This is a genomic window from Romboutsia sp. D33t1_170424_H2 (genome assembly GCF_015669105.1).
Classification (GTDB): domain Bacteria; phylum Bacillota; class Clostridia; order Peptostreptococcales; family Peptostreptococcaceae; genus Romboutsia_C; species Romboutsia_C hominis.
Map to the genome: position 1 here is coordinate 17,703 of NZ_JADOZQ010000014.1, position 26,602 is coordinate 44,304.

General features: G+C 26.4%; 25 protein-coding genes and 1 other annotated feature. Of the genes, 4 read left to right on the plus strand and 21 right to left on the minus strand.

Annotated elements, in window-relative coordinates; translation table 11 throughout:
- Window positions 1–57 precede the first annotated feature (57 nt).
- From I4U66_RS12455 to I4U66_RS12480, 6 genes are all read right to left on the minus strand, one after another.
- Window positions 58–1,218 carry a SpoIIE family protein phosphatase gene (locus I4U66_RS12455; RefSeq protein WP_092926234.1) on the minus strand — a complete coding sequence of 387 codons (1,161 nt, stop codon included), beginning with the start codon at window positions 1,216–1,218 and terminating at the stop codon, window positions 58–60.
- On the minus strand, window positions 1,218–2,930 hold the full coding sequence (locus I4U66_RS12460; RefSeq protein ID WP_195929059.1) for a [Fe-Fe] hydrogenase large subunit C-terminal domain-containing protein: 1,713 nt from the start codon (window positions 2,928–2,930) through the stop codon (window positions 1,218–1,220). Before I4U66_RS12460 ends, I4U66_RS12455 begins: the two co-directional genes overlap by 1 nt.
- 25 nt (window positions 2,931–2,955) lie before the next feature.
- The gene (locus I4U66_RS12465) at window positions 2,956–3,195 is read right to left on the minus strand and encodes a (2Fe-2S) ferredoxin domain-containing protein (RefSeq protein ID WP_166505265.1); all 240 of its coding nucleotides are present in this window, start codon (window positions 3,193–3,195) and stop codon (window positions 2,956–2,958) included.
- Window positions 3,196–3,298: 103 nt separating this feature from the next.
- Complete coding sequence (locus tag I4U66_RS12470) at window positions 3,299–4,417, minus strand: hypothetical protein (protein WP_195929061.1); 1,119 nt, start codon at window positions 4,415–4,417, stop codon at window positions 3,299–3,301.
- A gap of 9 nt (window positions 4,418–4,426) precedes the next feature.
- A complete protein-coding gene (locus I4U66_RS12475) occupies window positions 4,427–5,881 on the minus strand; it encodes a HAMP domain-containing sensor histidine kinase (protein ID WP_092926242.1) in 1,455 nt (484 codons plus the stop codon).
- A 2-nt stretch (window positions 5,882–5,883) separates the two neighbouring features.
- Window positions 5,884–6,576 carry a response regulator transcription factor gene (locus I4U66_RS12480; protein WP_092926244.1) on the minus strand — a complete coding sequence of 231 codons (693 nt, stop codon included), beginning with the start codon at window positions 6,574–6,576 and terminating at the stop codon, window positions 5,884–5,886.
- Between the two features lie 311 nt (window positions 6,577–6,887).
- Here I4U66_RS12480 and asnB point away from each other — a divergent pair, with 311 nt between their 5' ends.
- Window positions 6,888–8,720, plus strand: coding sequence for an asparagine synthase (glutamine-hydrolyzing) (asnB, locus tag I4U66_RS12485; protein ID WP_195929063.1), 1,833 nt, complete (start codon window positions 6,888–6,890; stop codon window positions 8,718–8,720).
- A 176-nt stretch (window positions 8,721–8,896) separates the two neighbouring features.
- On the opposite strand, the gene I4U66_RS12490 is transcribed toward asnB, so the two are convergent.
- Window positions 8,897–9,907 carry a metallophosphoesterase gene (locus tag I4U66_RS12490; protein ID WP_166505262.1) on the minus strand — a complete coding sequence of 337 codons (1,011 nt, stop codon included), beginning with the start codon at window positions 9,905–9,907 and terminating at the stop codon, window positions 8,897–8,899.
- A 200-nt stretch (window positions 9,908–10,107) separates the two neighbouring features.
- Here I4U66_RS12490 and I4U66_RS12495 point away from each other — a divergent pair, with 200 nt between their 5' ends.
- Window positions 10,108–10,818, plus strand: a complete 711-nt coding sequence (locus tag I4U66_RS12495) for a response regulator transcription factor (RefSeq protein WP_092926250.1) — start codon at window positions 10,108–10,110, stop codon at window positions 10,816–10,818.
- Entirely contained in the window at window positions 10,790–12,376 is a 1,587-nt protein-coding gene (locus I4U66_RS12500) for a HAMP domain-containing sensor histidine kinase (protein WP_240275925.1), read from the plus strand. Before I4U66_RS12495 ends, I4U66_RS12500 begins: the two co-directional genes overlap by 29 nt.
- Window positions 12,377–12,428: 52 nt before the next feature.
- On the opposite strand, the gene I4U66_RS12505 is transcribed toward I4U66_RS12500, so the two are convergent.
- Together I4U66_RS12505 and I4U66_RS12510 are read right to left on the minus strand one after the other, a co-directional pair.
- A complete protein-coding gene (locus I4U66_RS12505; RefSeq protein ID WP_092926252.1) occupies window positions 12,429–13,697 on the minus strand; it encodes a dihydroorotase in 1,269 nt (422 codons plus the stop codon).
- Window positions 13,698–13,908: 211 nt separating this feature from the next.
- Window positions 13,909–15,054, minus strand: coding sequence for a DUF362 domain-containing protein (locus I4U66_RS12510; protein WP_092926254.1), 1,146 nt, complete (start codon window positions 15,052–15,054; stop codon window positions 13,909–13,911).
- 216 nt (window positions 15,055–15,270) lie between these two features.
- On the opposite strand from I4U66_RS12510, the gene I4U66_RS12515 reads away from it, so the two are divergent.
- Window positions 15,271–16,008: a TIGR00266 family protein gene (locus I4U66_RS12515; protein ID WP_092926256.1), complete on the plus strand. Its 738-nt coding sequence runs from the start codon at window positions 15,271–15,273 to the stop codon at window positions 16,006–16,008.
- Window positions 16,009–16,108: 100 nt separating this feature from the next.
- Here the strand turns inward: I4U66_RS12515 and I4U66_RS12520 are convergent, their stop codons facing one another.
- The 12 genes from I4U66_RS12520 to I4U66_RS12575 form a co-directional block, all read right to left on the minus strand.
- Complete coding sequence (locus tag I4U66_RS12520) at window positions 16,109–16,414, minus strand: hypothetical protein (RefSeq protein ID WP_166505259.1); 306 nt, start codon at window positions 16,412–16,414, stop codon at window positions 16,109–16,111.
- A 170-nt stretch (window positions 16,415–16,584) separates the two neighbouring features.
- On the minus strand, window positions 16,585–17,217 hold the full coding sequence (locus I4U66_RS12525) for a DUF975 family protein (protein WP_207743633.1): 633 nt from the start codon (window positions 17,215–17,217) through the stop codon (window positions 16,585–16,587).
- Window positions 17,218–17,333: 116 nt separating this feature from the next.
- Window positions 17,334–18,296, minus strand: a complete 963-nt coding sequence (gene asrC, locus I4U66_RS12530; protein ID WP_092926260.1) for a sulfite reductase subunit C — start codon at window positions 18,294–18,296, stop codon at window positions 17,334–17,336.
- Window positions 18,297–18,307: 11 nt separating this feature from the next.
- Entirely contained in the window at window positions 18,308–19,099 is a 792-nt protein-coding gene (asrB, locus tag I4U66_RS12535) for an anaerobic sulfite reductase subunit AsrB (RefSeq protein WP_195929065.1), read from the minus strand.
- Window position 19,100: 1 nt separating this feature from the next.
- On the minus strand, window positions 19,101–20,108 hold the full coding sequence (gene asrA / locus I4U66_RS12540; protein WP_195929067.1) for an anaerobic sulfite reductase subunit AsrA: 1,008 nt from the start codon (window positions 20,106–20,108) through the stop codon (window positions 19,101–19,103).
- Window positions 20,109–20,226: 118 nt separating this feature from the next.
- Window positions 20,227–20,907, minus strand: a complete 681-nt coding sequence (locus tag I4U66_RS12545; protein ID WP_092926266.1) for a Crp/Fnr family transcriptional regulator — start codon at window positions 20,905–20,907, stop codon at window positions 20,227–20,229.
- Window positions 20,908–21,028: 121 nt separating this feature from the next.
- On the minus strand, window positions 21,029–21,580 hold the full coding sequence (locus I4U66_RS12550) for an NADH peroxidase (protein ID WP_092926268.1): 552 nt from the start codon (window positions 21,578–21,580) through the stop codon (window positions 21,029–21,031).
- Window positions 21,581–21,858: 278 nt separating this feature from the next.
- Window positions 21,859–22,785: a DMT family transporter gene (locus I4U66_RS12555; protein WP_092926270.1), complete on the minus strand. Its 927-nt coding sequence runs from the start codon at window positions 22,783–22,785 to the stop codon at window positions 21,859–21,861.
- Between the two features lie 177 nt (window positions 22,786–22,962).
- Complete coding sequence (locus I4U66_RS12560) at window positions 22,963–23,310, minus strand: DUF4870 domain-containing protein (protein ID WP_092926272.1); 348 nt, start codon at window positions 23,308–23,310, stop codon at window positions 22,963–22,965.
- 195 nt (window positions 23,311–23,505) lie between these two features.
- On the minus strand, window positions 23,506–24,036 hold the full coding sequence (locus tag I4U66_RS12565) for a hypothetical protein (RefSeq protein ID WP_166505253.1): 531 nt from the start codon (window positions 24,034–24,036) through the stop codon (window positions 23,506–23,508).
- Between the two features lie 208 nt (window positions 24,037–24,244).
- Window positions 24,245–25,450, minus strand: coding sequence for a tyrosine--tRNA ligase (gene tyrS / locus I4U66_RS12570; protein WP_092926276.1), 1,206 nt, complete (start codon window positions 25,448–25,450; stop codon window positions 24,245–24,247).
- Window positions 25,451–25,560: 110 nt separating this feature from the next.
- Window positions 25,561–25,810 (minus strand) — a binding site (T-box leader).
- 60 nt (window positions 25,811–25,870) lie between these two features.
- Window positions 25,871–26,602 carry a glycerophosphodiester phosphodiesterase family protein gene (locus I4U66_RS12575; protein ID WP_195929069.1) on the minus strand — a complete coding sequence of 244 codons (732 nt, stop codon included), beginning with the start codon at window positions 26,600–26,602 and terminating at the stop codon, window positions 25,871–25,873.

Genomic DNA, 26,602 nt, shown 5'->3' on the forward strand with positions numbered 1-26,602 from the left:
TATATTATGAAATGTTAAAATACTTGTATAATAAATTAAAGGCACATAACTGTGCCTTTAGTAAAATTTTATATCTACTATTTTCCCTAAAGCTATTAGCTCTTTTTTAAGTTCATTCATAAGATATAGCTTTATACTTAGCTCATTTGGGAAATCAGGATTTTGGTGTGCTGGATTTATTGCCCTTCCAACTATTAAAGTTATATGTGTACAATCCTCATAAAGCATTCTAGCTAATTTTGATGCACCATCTTCTTTATATAAAAAGTTTAAATTAGTTTCATATTTTATTCTTTTAAGCTTTTTTAGTGTTTCCTTAATAGTTAATACACCTTCTGTTACCAAGTCAATCCCCTTTATATAACCTATAGGTGGTATATTTTTATCAAAAATATCAAAACTAGTTTTTAGTTCTACACCTAGTTCTCTTGCTACTATATTTGCAGTAGTACCACCACATACTATCTTTTTGCCATGAGTCTTCATTATAGTATCTACTATTTTACTATCTATAGCATTATCTATTGGAGGACCTGAAAATAATACTGCATTTTTACGCCTTATGGCCTTTATAGTAGCTACCGTTGTGTCATCCCCTGGCTTTTGCATATATAGTTGATCGCAAGCGCCTAATAATAAATCAGTTACTTGTTTAGCCGACATAGATTTATTTATATTTTTCTTTAAGTATTCATCTACATTTTCCCACTGCCACCCTAAATTTAGGATAGTTCCAACTCCAGCATGTATGACTCCATCGCTGACAAATACTAAAGTATCTTTTTCATGAACTTTAAACTGACTTTCTTTTACCTTGCGTCCACCTATATCAATAGTACTCCATTCTATTTTTTTGATTTCTCTATCACTTAAAAAAAATATACTAGGATTGTCAAACTCTGCAATATAGGCAATATTATCTTTTGCTATTTTAACTATTGTAAAAGTTGAATATGCCAAATTACGCTCTGAGCATACTGGTAAGGTTTTTACTATTGTATCTACAACCTCTTCTATTTTAACTCCTTCTTTTAGCATAGTTATAGCTATTTTAGATGTTAAAGTTGCTAATATATTTGCTTTAACTCCACTTCCAAGTCCATCTGATAGCACTGCGATAAACATCTCTTCATCATTATAAAACTCAACTTTATCGCCACATAATTCTTCACCATATTTATTTAAGCTACTACTAGCAAAATCTATAAAAAAATCCATTATAAATTCTCCTCTTCTTTTATAAGTTGTTTAAGATTTGTTAGTGTAACCTTAGTTTGAGCCGTTGTTTCTCCAAGAAGACTTGCTATTTCTTGTGCTACTATCATTTGTTTGTCTATAACATCTTGAGCCATATTAACAGCATCTATTTTCATACTTTTTATTTTATTTTTTAGTTTTTCATCCTCTGTTATATCGTCTCCTATCCAAAGCAATACCTGATTTTTATCTAACCATATTATACTTTGAATTATAGTTGAGTTACTTTCTTTTAGTATTATCCTTTCTTTGTATATATTTTTCTTACTTGTTTTTACATTTTTAAATTTTTCTTCTTCTAGAAACATTCCTATAGGAATATTCTTAGCTTTATTGCTAGACATATTAAAAAAATGTTCTGCCGCTGGATTTAATCTAGCTATTTCTAATTCTTTATTTACTACGGCTATCATATTTGGTGTCATCTCAAATATAGTACTAGTTAGATTTTCTGCTTTTTCCCTCATAAATGGTAAACACATATTTATTTCAGCCATATTATTATATACTGCTATTGCTTTTTCCCTACAAGAATGATATCCACATCCACCGCAGTTTAGCTCATCACTTTTATCGTATTTTCCCATATCTTTTAATATTTCCTTAAGTTCATTTTCACTTGGTTGTTTTAATTTATAATCTTTTGCTGGGAATTCTTTATAAATTGATATATTTATGTTTTTATTTTTTGAAGTGTCGTTTTCAATTATTAGGCTATTATTTTCATCTAAGTATTTTGAAAATTCTTTTATATTTTCTTTTTTTTCATAAACACTATTATTGTCCTCAGGCATACCAGATCCACCAATACAACCATGTCTACAAGCAGTCATTTCAAATAAAGTATTTTTAAATTTTCCTTTTTTTATTTCATCTAAAACCTCTATACACTCTCTAACTCCATCCACTTGTATTATAGTTCTTTTTGGTTTTTGACTTTTTATTTTATCTGTTATGCTTCCTATTATAGGCAACATTCTTTTTTCTTTTTCTATATATTTAAATTCTCCATCCTCTAGACTTTCTAAATCTATATTCTCCTCTTTAAACCACTTATCTAATTCTTCAAAAGTTATAACAGAATTTATAGATTTTTCATCGTGTGCGTCAGTTTTTTTAGATAAGCATGGTCCTATAAAAACCACTTTAGAATCTGGATATTTTTCTTTTAGTATTCTTCCATGTAGTATTGACGGTGATGTTACAGGTATTATATTTTTAGTTAGTTCAGGATAGTGTTTTTGGATTAGATTATTTATAGATGGGCAAAAGCTTGTTATATACACATCATCATTTTCTTTATTTGCATATTTTATGTATTCATCTAATACTAAATCAGTAACCTCTACAGCTTCTTTTACATAATTAAATCCTAACTTTTTTAGTGCTGTTGGAATTTTTAAGCTATTTTTGCCATATATTGCGCTAAAGCTTGGTGCAAGTGATGCAACTACAGTTTTCCCCATTTTATTGTAGTGCTTTATCATAGATACTTCTGATTTTATAAGCTTGGCATTTTGTGGACAAGCTTTAAAACATTTGCCACATATTATACATCTCTCCTTTATAATATGTGCTTGTTCTTCTTTTACTTTTATAGCATGTACAAAGCAAGTTCTTATACATGCATAGCAATTTTTACAATTTGCTTTGGAAAAGCTCATAAACCACATAGTCTATTCCCCCTGATAGTTAATTTTATATCTTAAACTCACGCTCAAATATATCTTTTGCATTTTCTTTATCAACAGAAAATACTACTCCGTCCCATCTCATAACTGATACTGCTTCTTTACAATTTCCTATACAAAAAGATGCACATAATTCTATCTCTTGTTCTAAGTTATTTTCCTTTATTAGTTTTTTAAATGCCTCTATAACTTCATATGATCCTTTTAAGTGGCAAGCACTTCCTATACATATTTTTATGGATTTCATATTATCTTCCCCTTAAGCTTTCTTTATAATATAATTTTAGTTAACTATGTAGCTTATTTCTATAATATTTTTTTAATTTTATATAATTTATTTTTAGTTTTATTTATATATCATAAATATATAGTCTTAAATCTTGTAGTTTATCCCTAACTAAATAAGCAAGTTGATTTTCATTATTTATACTTATAGAACCTATCCTTGTTATTCCACTTATATTTCCTACCTTACTTAATTTAGTATTTTCACTTCTATTTTTAACATCATATATTCCTATTTCCATCTCATAATTGTTATTTGTAGTTATTATCACAAGTTTACTTCTATTGTTATTTAAATAAATTGATTCTACATTTTTTATATCTAGTTCTTCAGATTTATTTTTAGTATTTATATATATTCTATTTATTCCATCTCTATGTTCTAAAGTTAATATACTTCCATTATTGAATACTTCCATATCTATAATATTATTGCTATTTATTTTAATAGTTGACTTATTCATTTTTAAATCATATTCTAGCAAAATACTTTTTGTATGATTATTTTTCAATAGCTTTTCCATAAACATATATAACTTTGTTCCATCACTAGAAAATTCGACTTTATGTATAAACTCATCATCTTTAAATTTATATATCTCTCTTTTAGTTCCATTGATTATATCATAATAAATTAAGCTATTATCTATAGTATATATAAATCCACTACTATCTAAAACCCAGCTTAATATTGTAATAGGCCTACTTTCTAATATCTTAGAACTATTTTCTTTTAAGTTTAATATACTAGTTACTGGTTTATTTTTATAATCTTGTATGCATAGAAGTACTTCTCCATTTGGAGATATACTTCTATAACCATAGTACATAACTTTTCCAGCACTACTGCTATTTATTAATTTTTTTTCTTTGCTTTTAATATCTATAGATACTATATCAGTTTTGCCCTTTTCTGATTCAAATAGTAATATATTATTATCTAAAATCTTCATGGATAATACATTTCTACTTAAAGATATTACTGAGTTAAGCTTTATAGGTTCATCCTTTTTTTTTAATTTATTCTCATTATATATATATTTACTAGAACTTAAATTTACATTTTTAGTGTATTCCTTATCTTTATTTATACCAAAGTATATTATCATAGAAAGTATACCTACAATACAAAACAAAACTATTAAATTACTTCTCTCTTTTTTAAAGATATTAAAATTTTTCATGTCTCCTCCTTAACTTATTGCAGGCAATTTAACTAAAACCATGGTTCCTTTGTTTACTTCGCTTTGTATTTCAATAATGCCGTTATAACTTTCAACTATAGATTTTACAATAGCAAGACCTAAACCTGTACTACCAATCTCTCTAGTATCACTTTTAGATACTCTATAAAATGGTGATAATATATTTTCTAGTTCACTCTCACAAATTCCTTCACCACTATCAACTACTTTTATATTTATATATCCGTCATTAACCTCTGCTTTTACATATATGGTTGTATTTATTTTTCCATATTTAATAGCATTATCTAATAGATTTATTAATATTTCCTTTATCTTATCTTCATTTCCAATTATTTTTAAATTTTCCTTAACATCTACATCTATTTTCATATTGTATTTTTGAGACTTGTGTATCATGTCCTCACAAATACTTATTATGATTTTTGATACATTTATTTTTTTAAGTTCATAGTCAAAATCTTTTTTAGAATTTCTAGATATTTCTATTAATTGAACTATCATTCTATTTAACCTATTAGCCTCTGATATAATTCTATCTATACCTTTATTAAAAAATTTTTCATCTGTAAACTGATTATCCTTTAAAACTTCACTATATCCTATTATAGTGGTCATTGGTGTTTTAAGTTCATGGGTTACATTATCAAAAAATCTCTTTTGTTTTTTTGATAATTCAATTAAATCATCTCTATCTTTTTCTATTATCTTAATTTGATGTTTTATTTTTTTTGCCATGGTTTCAAAATCTAAGCTTAAACGACCTAATTCATCATCTGAATTAATATCTATATCTATATCAAAATTACCACTTGCTATCTCTTTAGTTTTATTAGCTAAAGTTATTATAGGCTTAGTTATCTTTTTAGATATAATGTATGCTATTAGTATACTTATAAAAAATACGCCTATAGAAAAATAAGCTATCTTTTCTATAAAAGATTTACTTTGATTATATAAATATGTGTAATCACTTTTATACCTTATAATTCCTATTAACTTATCATCATGTAGTATTGGATATGATGAATATACATTGGTTTTAGAATTACTATGCTTTATAGTGTAAGATACCTTTTGATCTATAGCCTCATCTAAATCTTGCGTTTTCTCTAACTTTTGAGAATTTTTGGTTCTTGGATATACTAGCTTACCTTCACTATCATATATATATACCATACTTTCTAGTCTGTAGCTTAAATCCTTTGATATGTTACTAGAAGCCGCTCTAAAAGATATATTATTAAGGTTTAGTCTATTAAATTCAAAATACTCTTTTAGGTATAAGTCAATGCTTTTAGATTTTTCTTTTATCTCTTTATCAATTATAAATTCATTGTTATTTTTGAGTACTGAATTGCTATATGTTACTATGGAATATATTACAAAAAATATTATTCCTAAGAAAAATAGCATTATTTTATTAGTTATAGATTTTTTCATATTTACCTACTCTTATCATTTAGTTTGTATCCTGTTCCTATTACAGTTTCAATACAGTTATATTCTTTTAATTTTTTTCTAAGCCTTTGAACATGAGTATCTACTGTTCTTGTTTCACATTCAAAGTTTATCCCCCATATATTTTCTAAGAGCTGATTTCTCGTCAATACTTTATTTTTATTATTTATAAAATAAAGTAGTAACTCATATTCTTTACTAGTTAAATGAATTGCTTCATCTTTATCATTTTTTACTCTCATCTCACTTTTATTTATTTCTAATCCATTTTGTAGCTTTATTTTATCTTCTTCGCTTTTAATAGATTTTGATAGCAAATCTATTCTCCTAAATATAGACTTTACTCTTGCTATAACCTCTCTTACATTGAAGGGCTTTGTTATATAATCATCAGCACCTAATTCTATCCCTAGTATTTTATCTATTGTATCTGATTTTGCCGTCAACATTATAATAGGCGTTGAATATGTAGTTGTAACTTTTTTACATATATCTAATCCACTTATATCTGGAAGCATTAAATCTAGCATTATTAAATCTGGATTAAAACTTTCTATAAGCTCAAAAGCCTTTTTCCCATTTTCTGCTACTTCTGTTTTGTATCCTTCTTTTCCCAAAGAATATGCCAGTAAATCTGATATATTTTCTTCATCTTCAACTATTAGTATTTTTTCCATAGATACTTCACTTCTTTCTTTTAAATAATTCTACCTACCTATTATATATTTAACTATAAACTATTTATATATTATGTATGTTACATGAATGAAACAATTTTGTAACATGAATAGGATTTATGGTTATATTTTTTGTATATATATATCTTACTATATTTTAACAACTTATTTTTACCTTAAATGATAAATTTTGACACAAAACTGACACATCATTGACACACCATTGCTATATAAGTTTTGTAAAATTTATATATGTTAAAAAGATATAAAAAATTAGTTTAATATAGATAATAATTAGAGGTGTAAGGTTTATGTGCGGATTTGTAGGATTTATTGATAAAAATTCAGATAAAGAAAATATATTAAATAATATGCTAGAAGCTATTGTTCACAGGGGTCCTGATGAAATGGGAACTTTTATTAACGAAGATATAGCCCTTGGATTTAGAAGACTTAGTATAATCGGAGTTGATAATGGGTTGCAACCTTTATATAATGAAGATAATAGTTTAGTATTAGTATTTAATGGTGAAATTTATAATTATAAAGAATTACGTGATGAACTAATTGAAAAAGGTCATATATTTAAAACTCAAACGGATAGTGAAGTTTTAATACATGCATATGAAGAGTTCGGAAAATTTATGGTAAAAAAACTAAGAGGTATGTTTGCTTTTTCTATATGGGATAAAAAAGCTAAAACCCTTTTTGCTGCAAGGGACCCTTTTGGTATAAAACCTTTTTACTACTCTAGAATCGATAATGATAAATTATTATTTGGTTCAGAGATTAAAAGTTTTTTAGCTTATAAGGATTTCAAAAAAGAAGTCAATAAAGAGGCTCTAAAACCTTATTTAACTTTTCAATACTCAGTACTTGATGAAACTTTCTTTAAAGGAGTTTATAAATTAAAGCCAGGACATTATATGATTTATAAAAATGGTGAATTGAAAATAAGAGAGTACTTTGATGTAGAATTTAAAAATGAAGAAATTTCACTTGATGAAAGTATTAAAAGAATAGAAAATGTTGTAGCTGAATCTGTTGATATTCATAAAAACAGTGAAGTACCTGTTGGTAGTTTTTTATCTGGTGGTGTTGATTCTAGTTATATAACTGCATCTTTAATGCCTGCTAAAACTTTCTCTGTTGGTTTTGAAGAAGACAATTTTAATGAGTCTGGACTAGCTAAAGATCTATCTGACATGTTAGAAATTAAAAATATACAAAAGCTACTAACTTCAGAAGAATGTTTTGAAAACTTATCAACTATTTTGTATCATATGGATGAACCTCAATCAAATCCATCATGCATACCACTATACTTCTTATCAAAACTTGCTAGAGAACATGTTACTGTTGTATTATCTGGCGAAGGTGCTGATGAAATTTTTGGAGGATATGAATGGTATGATGATGATGATAGATTAAAAAAATATAAAAAACTTCCTTCTTTCATAAGAAAACCATTAGCAATTACTGCAAAAAAACTACCTTATTTTAAAGGTAGAACAACAATAATTAGAGGTGGTTCTAAAGTTGAAGATTACTTTATAGGACAAGCTTTTATATTTGAAGAAAAAGAGGCTAATTCTATATTAAAGCCAAACTATAAAAATGCTCCTTCTATAAAAGATATAACTAAACCTATATATGATAAAGTTTCACATATGGATGACTTAACTAAAAAACAATATCTTGACTTAAAATTATGGTTAGCAGGAGATATATTACTTAAAGCTGATAAAATGAGTATGGCTCATTCTCTAGAACTAAGAGTTCCATTTTTAGATGTTGAAGTTATGAAAGTAGGAGAAACTATCCCTCCAAAATATAGAGTTAATAATGGTACTACAAAACTTGCTTTAAGAGAAGCTGCTAAAAATAAGCTTCCTGATGCTTGGGCTAAAAGAGAGAAAAAAGGATTCCCTGTACCTATAAGACATTGGTTTAAAGAGGAAAGATATTATAATACAATAAAGGAAAGTTTTACAAGTGATTATGCTAATGAATTTTTTGATACTAATGAAATAGTGAAACTTTTAGATGACCACTTTAATGGCAAAACTAATAATGCTCGTAAAATATATACTATATATACTTTCTTAGTTTGGTATAAAAGATTTTTTATAGACCAAATATAAGAAATTGAAAATATAAAAATATTAAAAGAAGTGAATTATTATAATAGTTCACTTCTTTTAATATTTTAATTACAATACAGTTTTTCTTATTATATAAATTGAATATATTTTTACTTTATATGAAATTAAGTTTATTAAAATAATCAATACTTAACCTTATTAATCCAAATTATTTTTTATTTGAAAGATATAACTTCACTACTTTTTTCTATTACTTTCCAACCATCTTTTACTTTCTCTAATTGGAGTTTAGAATGAGCTATTGCCTCTGAATGTTTTCCACCTTGAGTTACTATTACTTCTTTACCATCTTTGTTAGTGTATTTATTTTCATCTATTGTCTTATGAGTATGCCCTGCAAATATAACATCTATATCACTAGTTTCTCTTGCTAATTCTTTTATTTTATTTCCTGGATTTTTGGGCTTTTTAGGTTCTTCCCCACTATGAACCACACTTATTATTATATCAGCCCCATCTTTTTTCATTTTAGGTACCCATTTTTTAGCATCTTCTACTAAATCATTCATATATAATTTACCCTCATATCCATCTTGATCTTTTAATTCTCTTGATTTAGTAGGAACCAATTTTTCTCCATCCCATTCTTTTGATTCTCCTACTTCTTTTATGGTTAGTCCTAATATTCCTATTTTTAAGTCTCCATATTTTGTATTAATATTTTTTATTATGTATGGCTTTGTATAGTTTTCATTATTACTTTTATATGTGTTTGCAGATAATATTTCCATATTATTATCTTTAAAATCATTTATTAATGTATCTAAACGACTTTTATTATTGGATACAAACTCATGATTTCCAAGAATCACAGCATCATATTTTAATTTTCCCATATTAGTTACTATTGGAGCAACTCCTTCTATTTCACCATCTTTAAATCGTAGAATAGGAAACCCATTTTCTTCAACTATTACACTATTTTTTTTAAACCATGAGTTCATTTCTGGAGTTTGCATATCAAAAAAATCTCCACTATCTACTAATATCAAATTTTCATCCTTTTTTCTTTGTTCATTTACATATTTTTCTAAATCCTTACTTACTATCCCATGTAAATCTGTTGTTCCAAGTACATTTACCTCAATATTTTCCTTTTTCCCAAATCCTATGCTAGTTAGTGCTAATACTCCTGCTACTACTCCTAATATAACCCTTTTTTTCATAACATCCCCCTCATTATGCTTTCTAATTATAGTATATCATAGATATTTATATGTTTACTATGCTTGTGTTAATAGTATAAATTTCTTAATAATTTTGTAATAATTAATACATTGGTTTATAAATTCTTAATAAATCTATAATTTATTGTTAAAATATGTTTTTTAGTTGTATGATATAATTGTTTTAAGGGAGTGATAAAATGAATGAAAATATATTAATAGTTGATGATGATAAAGAAATAGTTGATGCGATAGAATTTTATTTAAAACCTGAGGGTTTTAATGTATTAAAAGCTTATGATGGAATTGATGCTATTGAAACTTTAATAGATAATAATGTAGATTTAGTTATTATGGATGTGATGATGCCAAATCTTGATGGTCTTAAAGCGACTTTAAAAATAAGAGAAAATAATAATATTCCTATAATACTTTTATCTGCTAAAAATCAAGATATTGATAAAATTTTAGGTCTCAATATAGGGGCTGATGATTATGTTACAAAGCCATTTAATCCACTAGAACTCATTGCTCGTATTAAATCTCAATTAAGAAGATTTATTAACTTAAATAATAACTCTAGTAATAAGAATATTAACGATTCTAACGTATTGAAAAGTGGTGGTCTTAGTTTAAATAAAGATACTAAGGTAGTTAGCTTAGATGGAGAAGTTATTAAAGTAACTCCTATTGAGTACAGGATACTTGAATTTTTACTTTTAAATAAGGGAATCGTATTTTCATCTACAGAAATATATGAAAATGCTTGGGATGATATAGCTTATAACTGTGAAAAAACCGTTGCTGTTCATGTTAGAAGGATAAGAGAAAAAATAGAGATAAATCCTAAAGAACCAAAATATTTAAAGGTGGTGTGGGGAATTGGATATAAAATTGAAGACATTAAATAAATCTATTAATATAGAAGACTCAAAATTAAAGGTAGCTTCTTTACTAATTTTATTTTTATCTATGTCTATATGTTTTGAATCACTATTTAATCTAGCATTTAGCTTTCATAACATATATGAATATTCTCCAATAGCAAGATATATATTCTTTGGAAATGTAATACATTTAGATAATCGGAGTATTTTAAGTATTGAAGTGATAGTTACTATAGTTTCTTTAGCTATATCTATAGGTTGTATTGTAGTTTATAACATAACTAAAAAATCTAATATAAAAATATTTGACTCTTTTATAAATCTAACTTCAAATGTTTCTATTGAAGTATTTTTATTTATAATAGGTTTTATATTCTTTATAAGATTTCATACTTGGTCATCTGCACCAGATTTTTTTGATAATTCACTTATAGTATGTGATTTTTTAATCCTTACAACTACTTATATAGCTTATAAAAGTTTTAAATTATCATCTAATAATTTATTATCTAGATTAATAGTACTTTCTATGATTAAGGATTTTTTAGATAAACAAAATAAAAAAACGATAAACAATAAAATAGCTAGTATATTAGTAATATCTATAATAATACAGTTTATAATTATGTTTATATTTTTATCAGTTATAAGCTATTTTTCTATTTTTGCAATGATTTATGCTATGCTATTTTCTCTATTTAGTATTATACCTTACTCTTATATATACAAATTATTAACTAAAAAAACAAAATATATTGAATATATATCTAAAAATATAAAAACTATAGAAAATGGTGACTTAAGCCATAAATTAAAGGTAATTGGTAATGATGAAATATCATCTATTGCAAGCAGTATAAATAATATAAGCTTAGGACTTGAAAAGTCTCTTAATGAGCAACTAAAAAGTGAAAAAATGAAAACAGAGCTTATAACTAATGTAAGTCATGACTTAAAAACACCACTTACTTCTATAGTTAGCTATATAGATATACTTAAAAATAACGAATTAGATTCTAAAACTACTAAAGATTATATAAATATCCTAGATAAAAAAGCTACTAGACTTAAAGATTTAGTTGAGGACATATTTGAAGCATCTAAAATAAGTAGTGGTGATATAGAAATTAATCTAAAAAAAACTGATATAAAGGAACTTCTAATTCAAAGTATCGTTGAATTAGAAGATAAAATAGAGTCTTCTAAGCTAGATTTTATAATAGATACGCCTGATTATCCTGTATTTACCAATATAGATGGTAAAAGAATGTTTAGGGTTTTTGAAAATCTTATAACTAATATTACTAAATATTCTTTAGCTAATACTCGTGTATATATAGATATTAATGTTAAAGATGACTATATATTTATTACTATGAAAAATATATCTAATCATAGATTAAATATTTCTTCCGATGAACTATTAGAGCGATTTGTCCGTGGTGATGTTTCTAGAAATACTTCTGGAAGTGGATTAGGATTATCTATTTGTAGCAATTTAGTGGATCTTCAAGGTGGTAGTCTTAAGCTTGATATAGATGGAGATTTATTTAAAGTTATATTAAAATTTAAGATTTACTAAATTTATTAATAAAATTATAAAGGGCTATATTTTAATATAGCCCTTTATAATTTTATTTTTTATCTTCAAATACTACCTTACCGCCACATATAGTATATTTTACTTTACCAAATAATTTATGTCCTTTAAATGGAGTATTTTCACATTTTGATACAAATTTATCTACTACAAACTCTTCGTTTTCATAAAATATAACTATATCAGCAACTTTCCCTTCTTCTATGCTCCCACTTTCTAGATTGTATAATCTAGCTGGATTTATAGTCATTTTCTCTATTAACTTCATCATATCTAAATGATTGTTTTTAACTAAGCTAGTTATACCAAGAGAAAGTGCAGTTTCAAGACCTATTATACCACTTGGTGCTTTCGTAAATTCTACATTTTTCTCTTCATATGTATGAGGTGCATGATCTGTTGCTATTATTTCAATTGTATCGTCCTTTAAACCTTCAATTATTGCCATCTTATCTTCTAATGTTCTAAGTGGTGGATTCATTTTAGCATTAGTACCATAAGTTAATACATCATCTTCAGTTAGTGTAAAATGATGTGGTGTTGCTTCTGCGTATACATTAGCACCTAACTTTTTTATAAATCTTACCATTTCTACTGAATTTTTAGAACTTATATGTTGTATATTAACTTTTGCCCCACTTTTTAAAGCTAACATACAATCACGACTAACCATAACATCTTCAGCAACATTTGGCGCACCCAATATTCCCATTTGTTTAGATATTTTACCATTATTTATACCAGCACAAGTTATAAGTGATGGGTCCTCTTCATGAAAACTAAGAGGAACGTTTCTCTCCTTCGCCATGTTCATAGCCTTAAGTATAATATCACTATCCATTATAGGTAGTCCATCATCAGTAAAGCCTACAGCACCAGCTTTAATCATTTTATCCATATCAACTATTTCTTTACCTTTAAATCCTTTAGTTATTGCACTTGCTTGTAATACATTTATTGATGATAGTTTAGCTTTTTCATTTATATAATCTAAAGTTTCTTCATTATCAACTATAGGATTAGTATTTGCCATACATACAACTGTTGTAAATCCTCCCTTAGCTGCTGAAGCTGAACCTGTTAATATATCTTCTTTATGAGTAAATCCTGGATCTCTAAAATGAACGTGTACATCTATAAGCCCAGGTGATACTATACATCCTTTAGCATCTATTATTCTATCAACATCATTTTCATCTATATTCCCTATTTTTTCTATTTTATTATCTTTTATAAGTATATCTACTACTTCATCTCTTTTTGTTTTTGGGTCTATTAGTCTTCCATTTCTTATAAGTATCATATTTATCTCCCCTTTAGCTGATTAATGTATAACTAAATTTACTATATTATACATTAAGTTATGTATATTTTAAACAGTTTTGCGAATTTTGTACTAAAATTATTATTTATAGTTCACTTTTAAATATATATTTCTATAAAACTTATATATTATAGTAAAAAATTTTAAATTAAATATTAAATAATAATTATTATACGAATATTTATATAATCTACTTTATTAATTTAAATATTATACTTCTTTTTATATCTATAGCTTTTTTAGGACATAATTCATGACAACAAAAACATCTTATACATTTATTTAAATCTATTTCTATCTTATCATTTAAAGTAATAACCTTAGCTGGACATACTTCTATACATTTTTTACATTTTATACAATCTTTATGTGATATAAAAGGCTTTGGAGTTATCATCCTTGTAAGTGGCTCGTGTATAAATTTAGGCATAGTTGATGATAACAGCCTAAAATCTTTACTAGTTTTAGGTATCTTAAAATCTTTTATTATAAATCTTTCTATGTTATCACCCACTATAGATATATCACTTAAGTCTTTTTTTATATGTTCTCTTTTTATACTCCCTCTTATAGTAGATACTTTATTTATGTCTAGATTTATAACTTTACATGCTACTATATCTATCATATAAGGACTAGGCGATGCTAATGTTATGCCAATTTTTCTTGGTGTTCCAGCTGAAGGCCCTTCTCCTTCCATGCCTACAATTCCATCCATAATAGTCAAACTTGGGTTTACATAAGAACATATATCTAATAATACATCTTCACAAAATATTTCTTCATTTGGAAATCTATAATGTATTTCTGCTTTTTGAAGTCCTGCTATAGAGCCATATAAATTTTTAACTCCACCTGTAAATGTTGCCATTCCATGAGTTTTTAATTTACATATATTTATTATATGATCTACTTTAGTTATTGGAGTTATAATATTCATGTATTTTAAAGCTTTAGCATTTTTATTTTCTACCTTAATTTCACTTATATCATAATTTAGTTCTACACCTAGTTCATCCGCTATATCTTTCATACCAGTTGACTTATATATACTTTTTAATGAAGGTACTGTATACGGACCACCTGGGCTATCTCCTATTATTATTTTACAATTTAAATTAAGTAACATTTCACACACAACTTTAACTACCATTGGATGAGTAGTTGTTGCTTCTTTAGGACTTTTTTTCATTAGCAAATTTGGCTTTATTAGTACTTTGCTATTTGGTTTTATATACTTTTCTAACCCACCTAAATCTTCTAAATTTTTACTTATTGCATGTTTTACACTTTCATAGCCATAATCATTACATTCCCTAATTGATACATTCCCCATTTGTTTCCCCCTTGATAAAATTGTTATCCTATATCTTTACATAATTATATCACAATGAAAAAATCTTTCTTGAAATTCTCATATTTATGCCTATTTTTAGCTATTATTTTTATATAATGTATAAAAAGTTTTCTATAAAATAACTATATCTTTTAAATTTTTATAATACTTTATATATAATTAGATTATAATTAAATACATAAGGAGGGATATTTTATGAATTCTCATGAAATAGATTATAAACTACATGGACATGACATGCAATTTGTTGAAATTGAGTTAGATAAAGGTGAAAGTGTAGTAGCTGAAGCTGGTTCTATGATGATGATGGATGAACACATTTCTATGGAAACTATATTTGGAGATGGCAGTAAAAAAGGTGGTTCTAAGCTATTTGGTGCTGCTAAAAGAGTTTTAACTGGTGAAAGTCTTTTTATGACGTCATTTACTAATACTTCTAACAATAGAAAAAAAGTATCTTTTGCATCACCATATCCTGGTAAAATAATACCAATTGACTTATCTGAAATGAACGGTAAGCTAATATGTCAAAAAGATTCATTTTTATGCGCTGCTAAGGGAGTAAGTATTGGAATAGATTTTAGAAAAAAACTTGGTGTTGGATTTTTTGGAGGTGAGGGATTTATCCTTCAAAAATTAGAAGGAGATGGTCTTTGCTTTATTCATGCTGGCGGTACTATTATAAAAAAAGAATTAATGCCTGGTGAAAAATTAAAAGTTGATACTGGATGCTTAGTAGCTATGACAAAAGATATAAAATATGATATAGAATTTATAGGTGGTATAAAAAATAGCTTGTTTGGCGGTGAAGGGTTATTTTTTGCAACTCTTACAGGTCCTGGATATGTTTGGATTCAAAGCTTACCATTTAGTAGACTTGCTTCTAGAGTATTTGCATCTGCTCCTCAAGTTAGTAGTGACCAAAAAGGTTAAAAAATTATATTTATATATATTGTAAATTTATTTTAAGAATAAGTAATAGGAGCAAATTTCTACTTGGAGATAGCTCCTATTTTAAGTTAAAGATTAATTTTTAAAAAGGAAATTGTAATAATGATAGGGCAAGTAAAAGATTAAGTGGGAATCTTCTACGTCTAAAACGTCTAAATCTTCTAGGTCTTCCAAATTGTCTGCCACGTCTTAGTTGATTATTATCTTCATCTACAATTACATCTTCCCCAACTAATACAGTAACACCATCTTCATCTACACTCTCAATAATTCCATCAAATACTTGTCCATCTTCCATCATTAATACAACGTGGTAATTTAAAAATCTTTTACATTTATCTCTTAAACTTTGTAAATCTTTATTTTCGTCAATTCTTTTTAAATTCATTTTACTAATCCCCCTTTCTAATTATATAGTATTTATTTTTAGGATAAATGGTGATAGTTTTTATTAATATATATTAGATTAATATAATAATATTTTTAATAAAAAAATGTATACTTGCCAGTTCTGACAAGTATACATTTTTTTATTTATATATAAATATTGTATTATTTTTACAAGATATCTTCGTTAGAAATAGATTTTAAATTTAAATAAAAATTCCCTAATGTAGTATAATAATATGGTGTATACCATAAGAACCCTATTCCTAAAGTAAATACACATAATATAGCCCAACCTAGAAAACTTAGTTCTAATATAAACAATTCCCACTTAAAGCCTTTCATCATATTTGCACTTTTCTTTAAACAATCCATTATTGATAACTCTGGATTTTCTGCTAATATATAATATGCTTGTGAGAACATTAACATCACTATAATACCTGGTATTACAAATAAAAATGTTCCTATTACTGAAGCTATAGTTATTATTAAATTTATTACAAAAGATTTTATAAAAACATTAAATCCAGAGAATAAATCTGTAAATTTAGCTTTTTCATTATCTGTTGCTAAGTTTAATATAAATCTACTAAATCCTAATTGTATTGGACCTGCAAATATTAATCCTATTATATTCAAGGTAATAGCTATATTTTCATTTAGCCAAGATGAACTTGTTCCTATTTCAACACTTGTTCCTTCTACTATTATAGTATATATTAAACATGTTAATATCGCTAATCCCCAATGACCCTTTAATTGCATTTTAGCACTATTTTTTAATTCAGCTCTTGAAATCATATGCCTTCCCCTCCAATTATATTGTTAGTTTATTATATTCTAACAAATACTGGATATATTTTATACTATATTAACAATATTGTAATTAATTTATTTTAGCCTCTTTATTAGTCTATTTAATATTTAATTCCGCTCCAATATACATTATCCTTAACAATCGTAATATCATCAAATTCAACACCTTCTAGTGCCCATTTTTTAAACTCCATAAATCCAGTTCTATCAACAATATATCCAATATGTTCTTTTGGTAAACTTTTATCTATATATTTTTCTACATACTTATAAGTATTTAGTATTATCTTAATTATATTTTCTTCATCTGCCCATATTGAAAAATCTTCTGCTAACCTTGGATTCTTCTTACCGCTTCTTCCCATTATAGCTAATCTATAATATTTCTTAGGATCTCTACTCCATGCATTTGTAGGACAATTAAGTACACATTCTCCACATCCTATACATTTACTGTGGTCTCTTATTACCCTATAGTTTTCTGCATGTAATGCACCTGTTGATAACTGCTTACACTTTTTAACACAAGCCCCACAAGATACGCATCTATCTCTTTCGTAGTGCGGTAAAGTCATTCCTATTATTCCAAAATCATGAGTTCTTGCTTTTATACAGTCATTTGGACATCCTGTCAAAGCTATTTTTACATGTAAATCATTTGGAAATACTGCTTTTTCTATTTTCTTTGCAAACTCAGTTGTATTGTATTGCGCTTTCGGACAAACTTTATTACCTATACATGATGCTATATTTCTAGTTCCTGCAGCAGAATATCCTTTATCCTTTTCTTCTTGATTTATTTCCATTTTTTCTATAATTGATTGGACAAGCTTATTGACCTTTTCCATATCTTCCATTTTTATACCAAGTATTTCAAACCCTTGTCTAGTAGTCATATGTATTTGACCATTTCCATACTCATTTGCTATCTTTGATACTATCATTAAACTTTCAGAGTCAACACATCCTCCAGGAATTCTAACTCTTAATGCTGTTTCGTATCTATTTTTAGTTATTCTATAAGCATTTTTCATTGTCTTTTTAGTATTTAAATCTCTTATCATAACATTCCCTCCTAATCTATAAGATTTTTAGCATAAGAATAATCAAATACAGGCCCATCTATGCAAATATAAGTATCATCCATTTTACAATGACCACACTTACCTACTCCACAACACATTTTTCTTTCATAAGAAACCCATATATTATTTTCTGCCAAATCTCTTTTTAAAAATTCGCCTACTGTAAAATGCATCATCATAGGAGGACCTACTACTATTGCTGATGTATTATTTACATCTTTTATTTCTAAATCTGGTATATATTTTGTAACTAAACCAACATTACCTTTATAATCGTTTTCACCTTTATCCACAGTAACTATTACATCTAATTTTTCATCCCATCTTTTTAAATCATCTTTAAATAATATATCTTGTGGTGATCTAAATCCAGCTATTAATTTAAAGCTTTTGAATTTTTGAGGATTATTATAAAAATATTCTACAATTCCTCTAACTGGTGCAATTCCACTTCCTCCTGCAACTACTATTATTTCTCTATTTTCATATATACTTATGTCAAAACCATTTCCATATGGTCCTCTTATGAAGAATTTATCTCCTATTTTATAATTAAATATTTCATTAGTTACTTTTCCTACACTTCTTATTGTAAAATCTATATAATTATCACCATACCCACTTACAGATATTGGACTTTCTCCATACTTAGATATTGATATCTCATAAAATTTTCCTGGAAGTACATCTTTAGTACTACATTCTACTCTAAAAGTCCACTCTATATCTGTATGTTTAACTATATCTATTATCTTAGCTCCTACTGGAATATACGAATTCATATTACTCTCTCTCCTTACTTATTTCATTTACTTTTTCTATACATTTTGAAAATGATATATATTGAGGGCAAGCATCATCACATCTTCCACACCCTACACACATGTTGTAGCCAAATCTCTTATTGAAATCATATATTTTATGCATTGTTTTAAATCTCATTCTTTCACCCTTAGTTTTTCTAAATTCATGCCCTCCAGCCATACTTGTAAAGCCGTCAACTTGACATCCTGCCCATATTCTTCTTCTTTCACCTACTTTTTCATTTTCTTTGTAAAAAACATCTTGCATAGTAAAACAAGAACATGTTGGACATACAAAGTTGCATCTTCCACAAGCTATACATCTTGAGTTATACTCTTGCCACATTTCATGTTTAGATATTTCTTTAGAGTTTATTTTATCTATTTGTGGCACTTCTATATTAAATAAGTTTTCCTTTACAAAATCTATTTCAAATTCACATTTTTCTCCATTAAATATTTTTAAATCCTTATCTTTTATTTCTAGGAAAACTTCATTATCGTCTATTTTAATTCCCATAGAATAATTATCCGTTTTATTTGAATCCATACTTATACAGAAACAATTTCTAAAACTTTCTCTACATCCAACAAGAACAAATTTTACTTTCTCTCTTAATTTTTTGTAATAATAATCTTCATCAATTCCATTTTTTAAATATATCTCATCTAGTCTTTTCATTGCATTTATATCACATGCTCTTAAAAAGATTAATAATTTTTTATCATCAATATCGCTTTCCTTAAATTCATTTTCTGTAAAATAAAATAATATTTGTGTTATAGGAAATACTATTTCCTTGGCAGAAAAGTTTGATTTTCTATTTAGTTCCATTTCATCTAAAGAACTTACTTCTTTATATCTTACAACGTCTGTATCTGAGAAAGTTCCCATATATTCTAATGATACTGGTGCTAATATTTTATATTCATTACTAAGTGTTTTCAATTTTTCATTAAAATTTTCTTTGCTTAATTTTATCTTCACAACAATCACCTTTTCCCTTTTCTATTGATAAAATTTTAACATTTATTATAATTATTTTCCGTGATTAATATCACGTTTTTATAAAAATAAAAAGAAATAGCAAAACTTTAATGTTTTACTATTTCTTAAAGTACTCTGATAATCCTTTTTCTTTAACAAATATTTTTTTATTTTCTAATTTAACTAATCCTTCATTTTGAAGTGTTTTCATTGCCCTTGATAAAGTTTCTCTTTTACATCCTAGCATATCTGATAAATAAGTTATGCTTATATTTACATCTATTAATGTCCATTCTCCTTTATTTGTTCCAAATTCTTTGCTTATTCTATATAATTTAGCTGCTAACTTTTTATCCATTTTTATAGAAATTGAATTTTTTAGTTGTCTATATAATCTTCTATTTCTTCTTTCCATGTAATTTATTATATTTTTAGTTAAGTAAAAATCTTTCTCCATAACCTTTATAAAATCATTTATATTATATTTTAGTATAGTGGCGTTCTCAAAGACTTCACAAAATACTGATGATTCTCTTTTTTTATCTGTAGTTATTTCATTAATCATTTCGCCTTCATTTAATATAAATATTACTTTTCTATCGCCATTTTCATTTATTTTAAATATAGATACTTTTCCATCTATAACAAAGTATATATTATTTATTTTTTCTTTTTCCTCAAATAAAACTTCATTTTTTTCTAATTTTATTGTGTTGCTATATTTCTTAAGTTCTTCTTTTGTTTCATCTTTTAAATTTTTAAATATATTTATATTATCTATATAACTGCTTTTTATCATCTCTTCACCATATTCACTCTTATTATAGTTTTATTTATCTACTTAATTAGTATATCACATATTATTATAAAAATTAAAAAAGGCCATCTCATATGAGATGACCCCTTTATTTAAACTATAATTAGTTTTGCTTTCCAAAATGTCTTTCTAATAATCCTAAGAATGCTTTACCATGTCTAGCTTCATCTTTACACATTTCATGAACTGTATCATGTATAGCATCTAATCCTAATTCTTTAGCTCTCTTAGCTATTTTTAATTTTCCTTCAGTTGCTCCATATTCAGCTTCTACTCTTGCAGTTAAGTTAGCTTTAGTATCAGCTACAACAACTTCCCCTAATAATTCAGCAAATTTTGCAGCATGTTCTGCTTCTTCAAATGCTATTCTCTTGTAAGCTTCTGCAACTTCTGGGTATCCTTCTCTATCAGCTTGACGACTCATTGCTAAGTACATTCCAACTTCTGTACATTCTCCAGTAAAGTTAGCTCTTAAACCTTCTAATATTTCTTCGTCTACACCTTTAGCAACACCTATTCTGTGTTCGTCAGCCCAAACCATTTCACCCTTCATTTCTTCGAACTTATCAGCTCCAACTCCACATACTGGACATTTTTCTGGTGCAGTTTCTCCTTCATGTATGTATCCACATACTGTACAAACAAATTTTTTCATGATTATACTCCTCCAATTTATATATTAATTTAATTTAAATTCATTATTTAACTACTATACTATATACCCTAAAATACATTAACTAAATAATAAATTCTTATTATTTATAAACAAGATATTTAATATCTTATCGATCATATTTTATATATACCCGGTGTAGCATCCCCTAAACAATAAATTTAAATTTTTTACAAATATAAGTTTACCATCTATACAGTCATAATTACAACCTTATTTTCCCATTTTTATATTAAATTATTAATTTTATATAATGTATATTAAGATTTACTTGTATCTTCGTTAGATTCTATACATGCTTCTTCTATGTATATGTCTTTTTTCTTTAAAAAAGATAGTTTAGTTTCAGCCATTATGATGGCTACAAATATTATAAAACTTCCTAAAATCATTCTTAATGTTACTAGTTCTTTTAATATAATTACAGAGAAAATTGTTCCAAATACTGCTTCTGTTGAAAGTATTATAGCAGCCTTATTTCCTTCAACACTTTTTTGACATATAGTTTGCACCAAAAAACAAACAGTAGTACTAAATACTCCTAGATATAATACACCTAGATATCCATCTATACCAGCATTTATACTTCCCTCTCCCATAAGTATTTGTGTAAATAATGAAAGTATAAATGCCACACTAAATTGTATAGCTGTAAGTACTATTGGATTATACCTTACAGCATATTTACTTGTAAAGAATATATGAAATGCAAATCCAAAAGCACATACTAAAGTTAAAAAGTCTCCAAAATTAATAGAAAAATCTGATTCAAGCGATAGTATACCTATTCCTATAACTGTTAATATACTACTTATTATACCCATTTTATCAAGTTTTTGTTTATACATTAAAAATCCTATAAACGGAACTATAATTACATTAGTAGCAGTTATAAATGCATTTTTTGATGGTGTTGTATAAACTAACCCTATAGTTTGGACAACAAAGGCTGTAAATAGAAAAAATCCTAATATACAACCATACTTTATTGCATCTTTGCTCACATTTTCTTTTATCTGTTTAAAAAAGATTAAATTTATCAAAAGCGCTCCTATAAAAAATCTAAGTGTTATTATTTGCAGTGGCGTAAGTCCCCCATCTAGCGCCAATTGTGTTCCTACAAATCCACTTCCCCAAATCATAGCAACTATTAGTAATCCTATTTGTGAAATATATGTTTTTTTCATCTTTTTCCCCCTTTTTTTTGATATAACTCACTATTAACATTAATATACTAGACATATTTTGTAAATACATTAACATTTCTTTTATTCATAATTTTCAAATAATTTTATTTTTATATATAATTTAATTAGTACATAAAAAAAGAACTACATAATATATTAAATGTAGTTCTTTTTATTTTATTTTATAATGTTAAGTGTAAATGGGAAATCATAATCTCTATATGATCCATATCTTATCATAGCTATTATGTTAAGTACTAAATAGGCTATTGATACTAGTGGTAATAATACCATTCCAACTAGCAAAAATACTAATAATCCAGATATTATTTCATATATAAAAAATGATATGTGAAAATTCAAAAGTCTTCTACCATTTCTAGCTATAAAGTCTGAGTCTTTACTATAATCTTTCCATACAAAGTATGATATTATAAACCCTATAAAATTAAAAACTATAATTCCACCTGCCATTAAAAGCATTATAATATTTTCTCTAGATATTGATTTTTTATAATCATCCATAATTATATCCTTTCTTACATAGTTTATAAACTATATAAAATTTAAGTATTAAAAATTTCCCAGGAAAACATTTTTATAAAATTTCCCTTCTCCTCATGAATACATGTGTATTTCTAGTCATATCCACTTCCAAAAATATTATATTCATATTAAAGATATATGAAATATGATTTTTGTATATATCAAAAATTTATTTTATATATCTAGCTTTAATTGTTTATATAGATCTTCTTCTTGATTTTTGTTAGATTCTTTTTGATTTTCATTTATTATATTCATTTTAGATAAAAACCTTTTAACATCTGTTAAGCTATCTACTGCTATTTCTTTATAATTTATCTCTAAAAAATATCCAGTTGCAGTTTTTTCTATCTTTACACTTGGTTTATCCATTATAATAGATATTACATTTCCATTTAAATACTCAACAGCAAATGTCTTTTCATTTTCAGCAAATAACTCAACTAAATTCTCTGATATCTTAAAACTTTTGCTTTTATCAACTTGACTTGTGCTAAACTTCATAAGTAAAGGTTTGATTGATTTTAGATCATTTAATATAACTTTAGAACCTTTTATATCTATTAAATATCCTTTTGTACTAGCACTTATAGTTATATTTTTATTGTCAACTACTACAGATGTTATTTTTCCTTTACTATAGTATATGATATAAGACCTATTCATATTAGATAATATTTTAGTTATTTTACTTGGTAAATACATATAGCTCCTCATCTCTTTTTCGTCTTTAATAGATAAAATATAACATTTATCATTATTTTTTACAACTGCTTTATTCTAATTAGTACTTGTTATATCATCTATTAATCTTTAGTATAATATATTTTATCATTTAGTATAATGTGAGGTATATTAGGATATTAATCCAAAAAGAGATATAAGTTAGTTTCTTATATCTCTTTTAATTATATTATTTTACAACTACTTTTATAAACTTCTTCTTACCTATTTGAACTACTAATTCACCCTCAGCTACTACTTCTTGTAAATCAGCTATTTTTTCACTATTTACTTTAACTCCACCTTGCTTAACTAATCTTCTTAATTCACTTTTACTTGGAGTTAACTTGTTATCAACTATTATTTGAGCTAAATCAAAATCATTAGCATCTGCTTCTACTGTTAATATATCAACAGGTATTTGTCCTTTTTGGAATACTGATTTAAATCTTTCTTCAGCGAAGTTTGCTTTTTCTTCTCCGTGGTATAATCTTACTATTTCTTTAGCAAGTTCCATTTTTATATCTCTTGGATTTTTTCTATCTTCTTTTAAATCTTTTTCTATTTCAGCTACTACATCAGGGTGAACATCAGTTACTAAGTTGTAGTATTTAACTATTAATGAATCTGGTATTTCCATAGCTTTTTGATACATTACACCAGCTTCTTCATCTACTCCTATGTAGTTTCCTAAACTCTTACTCATTTTATTAACGCCATCTAGTCCTTCTATTATAGGCATCATTATAACTACTTGAGAATCTTGACCAAATTCTTTTTGTAGTGCTCTACCCATAAGTAAGTTAAATCTTTGGTCAGTTCCACCTAATTCTATATCAGCTTTTATAGCAACTGAATCATATCCTTGCATTAATGGGTAGAAGAATTCGTGTACTGATATTGGAGTATGGCTTTCATATCTCTTTTTAAAGTCTTCTCTTTCTAACATTCTAGCAACAGTTATAGTTGCAGCTAATTTAACAACATCTTCAAAGTTTAACTTTCCTAGCCATTCACTGTTAAATCTTACTTCTGTCTTTTCTTTATCTAAAACTTTAAATATTTGTTCTTGGTAAGTTTTTGCATTTTCTAAAACTTGCTCTGTAGTTAATGCCTTTCTAGCTTGAGATTTTCCAGTTGGATCTCCTATCTTTCCTGTAAAGTCTCCTATTATTATTACTACCTTGTGTCCTAAGTCTTGTAATTGCTTCATTTTTCTAAGAACAACAGTATGCCCTAAGTGTATATCTGGTGCTGATGGGTCAAGACCTAACTTAACAACTAACTGTCTTCCCTCTTTGTGAGCATTAGTTAATTTTTCTCTTAAGTCCTTTTCATCTATTAAATCTTCTACACCTTTTAATATAATTTTTACTTGTTCATCTAAATTAAACATATTTACCCTCCTGTTATTTTATATTTATAAATTTGCTTAAGTCTTATTTTTTAGCAAATCATTTTTTAAGGATATAAAACTTTTTGTATTAAAAAAAGCCTTCATCCTTATAAAAGGACGAAAGCTTGTGCTTACGTGTTACCACCTTAATTTATTAATACTTCACAGTATTAACCTTATTAGGTACAAAATTATACCCTAGCATTATAACGTATGCTACTCCGTTTTTCCCTAATGGTTGTTATCTTTCAGGAAAACTGCTCCAAGATGTATTCAAATTAACTTTTCTTGCTCCTCTCACCTACCGGAAACTCTCTGTTAGAATACATTAATCCTACTAATTCTTATCATAGCTTTATATTAATATTTTTTCATTTATGTCTATAATATATTCTTAAAATTATATTTTGTCAATACTTTTTAACATTTATTTGGATCTATACCTTCAAATATTATATTATCTGCATATTTGGATGCTTTTTTATATTGATTACAATTAAGTATAGTCCAAGTTATAACTGGCATCTTATTCCTAATTAACTGAACCCTTTTACTTTGAATACTTTTTATATCATAAGATACAAAATCTGGCTTTGTTTTGAAATTTAGTATCATGCCCCTTAAAAATAGTTTTTTGTACCATTTTATTATTGTATCTTTGTAATCAAATGATATTTGCCCTCTTATTATATTATTTGCATTTTCTTTGTACCATAGAAGTACCCTTGGATTAAAAGACTGTATAGCAAACTTACCTTCATAATTTTTTACTATCTTATAAACCTCACTACTCATATCTATAGCATCTCCAAGAGCCTTTAATTCTATTAAGACTGGTACCCTGTTATTTACAATATCTAATACGTCCACTAAAAGAGGTATCTTTTCATCAGTGTTTAATAGCCTTAGTTTGCTTATTTCATTATAAGTCATATTATTTATAGTACCTTTATATCCTGTCATTCTTTCTAAAAACTCATCATGAAATACTACTGCCTTTTTATCTTTTGTAAGTTGTACATCTAATTCTATACCATAGTTATGTTTTATAGAATTTATAAAAGCCCCCATAGAGTTTTCTGGATATATATTGTTATGAAGTCCTCTATGTGAAAAGGGACATTTTTTGATAAAACTTACATCCTTAACCAC

Excerpts from the sequence above, each read along its gene's own strand:
- I4U66_RS12565 (WP_166505253.1), bottom strand. The coding sequence starts at position 24,036 with ATGTATTTACCAAGTAAAATAACTAAAATATTATCTAATATGAATAGG.
- I4U66_RS12510 (WP_092926254.1), bottom strand. The coding sequence starts at position 15,054 with ATGGGGAATGTATCAATTAGGGAATGTAATGATTATGGCTATGAAAGT.
- I4U66_RS12555 (WP_092926270.1), bottom strand. The coding sequence starts at position 22,785 with ATGAAAAAAACATATATTTCACAAATAGGATTACTAATAGTTGCTATG.
- I4U66_RS12455 (WP_092926234.1), bottom strand. The coding sequence starts at position 1,218 with ATGGATTTTTTTATAGATTTTGCTAGTAGTAGCTTAAATAAATATGGT.
- asrC (WP_092926260.1), bottom strand. The coding sequence starts at position 18,296 with ATGATAAGAGATTTAAATACTAAAAAGACAATGAAAAATGCTTATAGA.
- I4U66_RS12465 (WP_166505265.1), bottom strand. The coding sequence starts at position 3,195 with ATGAAATCCATAAAAATATGTATAGGAAGTGCTTGCCACTTAAAAGGA.
- I4U66_RS12480 (WP_092926244.1), bottom strand. The coding sequence starts at position 6,576 with ATGGAAAAAATACTAATAGTTGAAGATGAAGAAAATATATCAGATTTA.
- I4U66_RS12505 (WP_092926252.1), bottom strand. The coding sequence starts at position 13,697 with ATGATACTTATAAGAAATGGAAGACTAATAGACCCAAAAACAAAAAGA.
- I4U66_RS12545 (WP_092926266.1), bottom strand. The coding sequence starts at position 20,907 with ATGATAAAAAGCAGTTATATAGATAATATAAATATATTTAAAAATTTA.
- I4U66_RS12460 (WP_195929059.1), bottom strand. The coding sequence starts at position 2,930 with ATGTGGTTTATGAGCTTTTCCAAAGCAAATTGTAAAAATTGCTATGCA.
- asnB (WP_195929063.1), top strand. The coding sequence starts at position 6,888 with ATGTGCGGATTTGTAGGATTTATTGATAAAAATTCAGATAAAGAAAAT.
- I4U66_RS12550 (WP_092926268.1), bottom strand. The coding sequence starts at position 21,580 with ATGAAAAAATTTGTTTGTACAGTATGTGGATACATACATGAAGGAGAA.
- I4U66_RS12525 (WP_207743633.1), bottom strand. The coding sequence starts at position 17,217 with ATGATTTCAAGAGCTGAATTAAAAAATAGTGCTAAAATGCAATTAAAG.
- I4U66_RS12560 (WP_092926272.1), bottom strand. The coding sequence starts at position 23,310 with ATGGATGATTATAAAAAATCAATATCTAGAGAAAATATTATAATGCTT.
- I4U66_RS12515 (WP_092926256.1), top strand. The coding sequence starts at position 15,271 with ATGAATTCTCATGAAATAGATTATAAACTACATGGACATGACATGCAA.
- I4U66_RS12475 (WP_092926242.1), bottom strand. The coding sequence starts at position 5,881 with ATGAAAAAATCTATAACTAATAAAATAATGCTATTTTTCTTAGGAATA.
- I4U66_RS12520 (WP_166505259.1), bottom strand. The coding sequence starts at position 16,414 with ATGAATTTAAAAAGAATTGACGAAAATAAAGATTTACAAAGTTTAAGA.
- I4U66_RS12470 (WP_195929061.1), bottom strand. The coding sequence starts at position 4,417 with ATGAAAAATTTTAATATCTTTAAAAAAGAGAGAAGTAATTTAATAGTT.
- tyrS (WP_092926276.1), bottom strand. The coding sequence starts at position 25,450 with ATGTTTAATTTAGATGAACAAGTAAAAATTATATTAAAAGGTGTAGAA.
- I4U66_RS12495 (WP_092926250.1), top strand. The coding sequence starts at position 10,108 with ATGAATGAAAATATATTAATAGTTGATGATGATAAAGAAATAGTTGAT.
- I4U66_RS12490 (WP_166505262.1), bottom strand. The coding sequence starts at position 9,907 with ATGAAAAAAAGGGTTATATTAGGAGTAGTAGCAGGAGTATTAGCACTA.
- asrB (WP_195929065.1), bottom strand. The coding sequence starts at position 19,099 with ATGAATTCGTATATTCCAGTAGGAGCTAAGATAATAGATATAGTTAAA.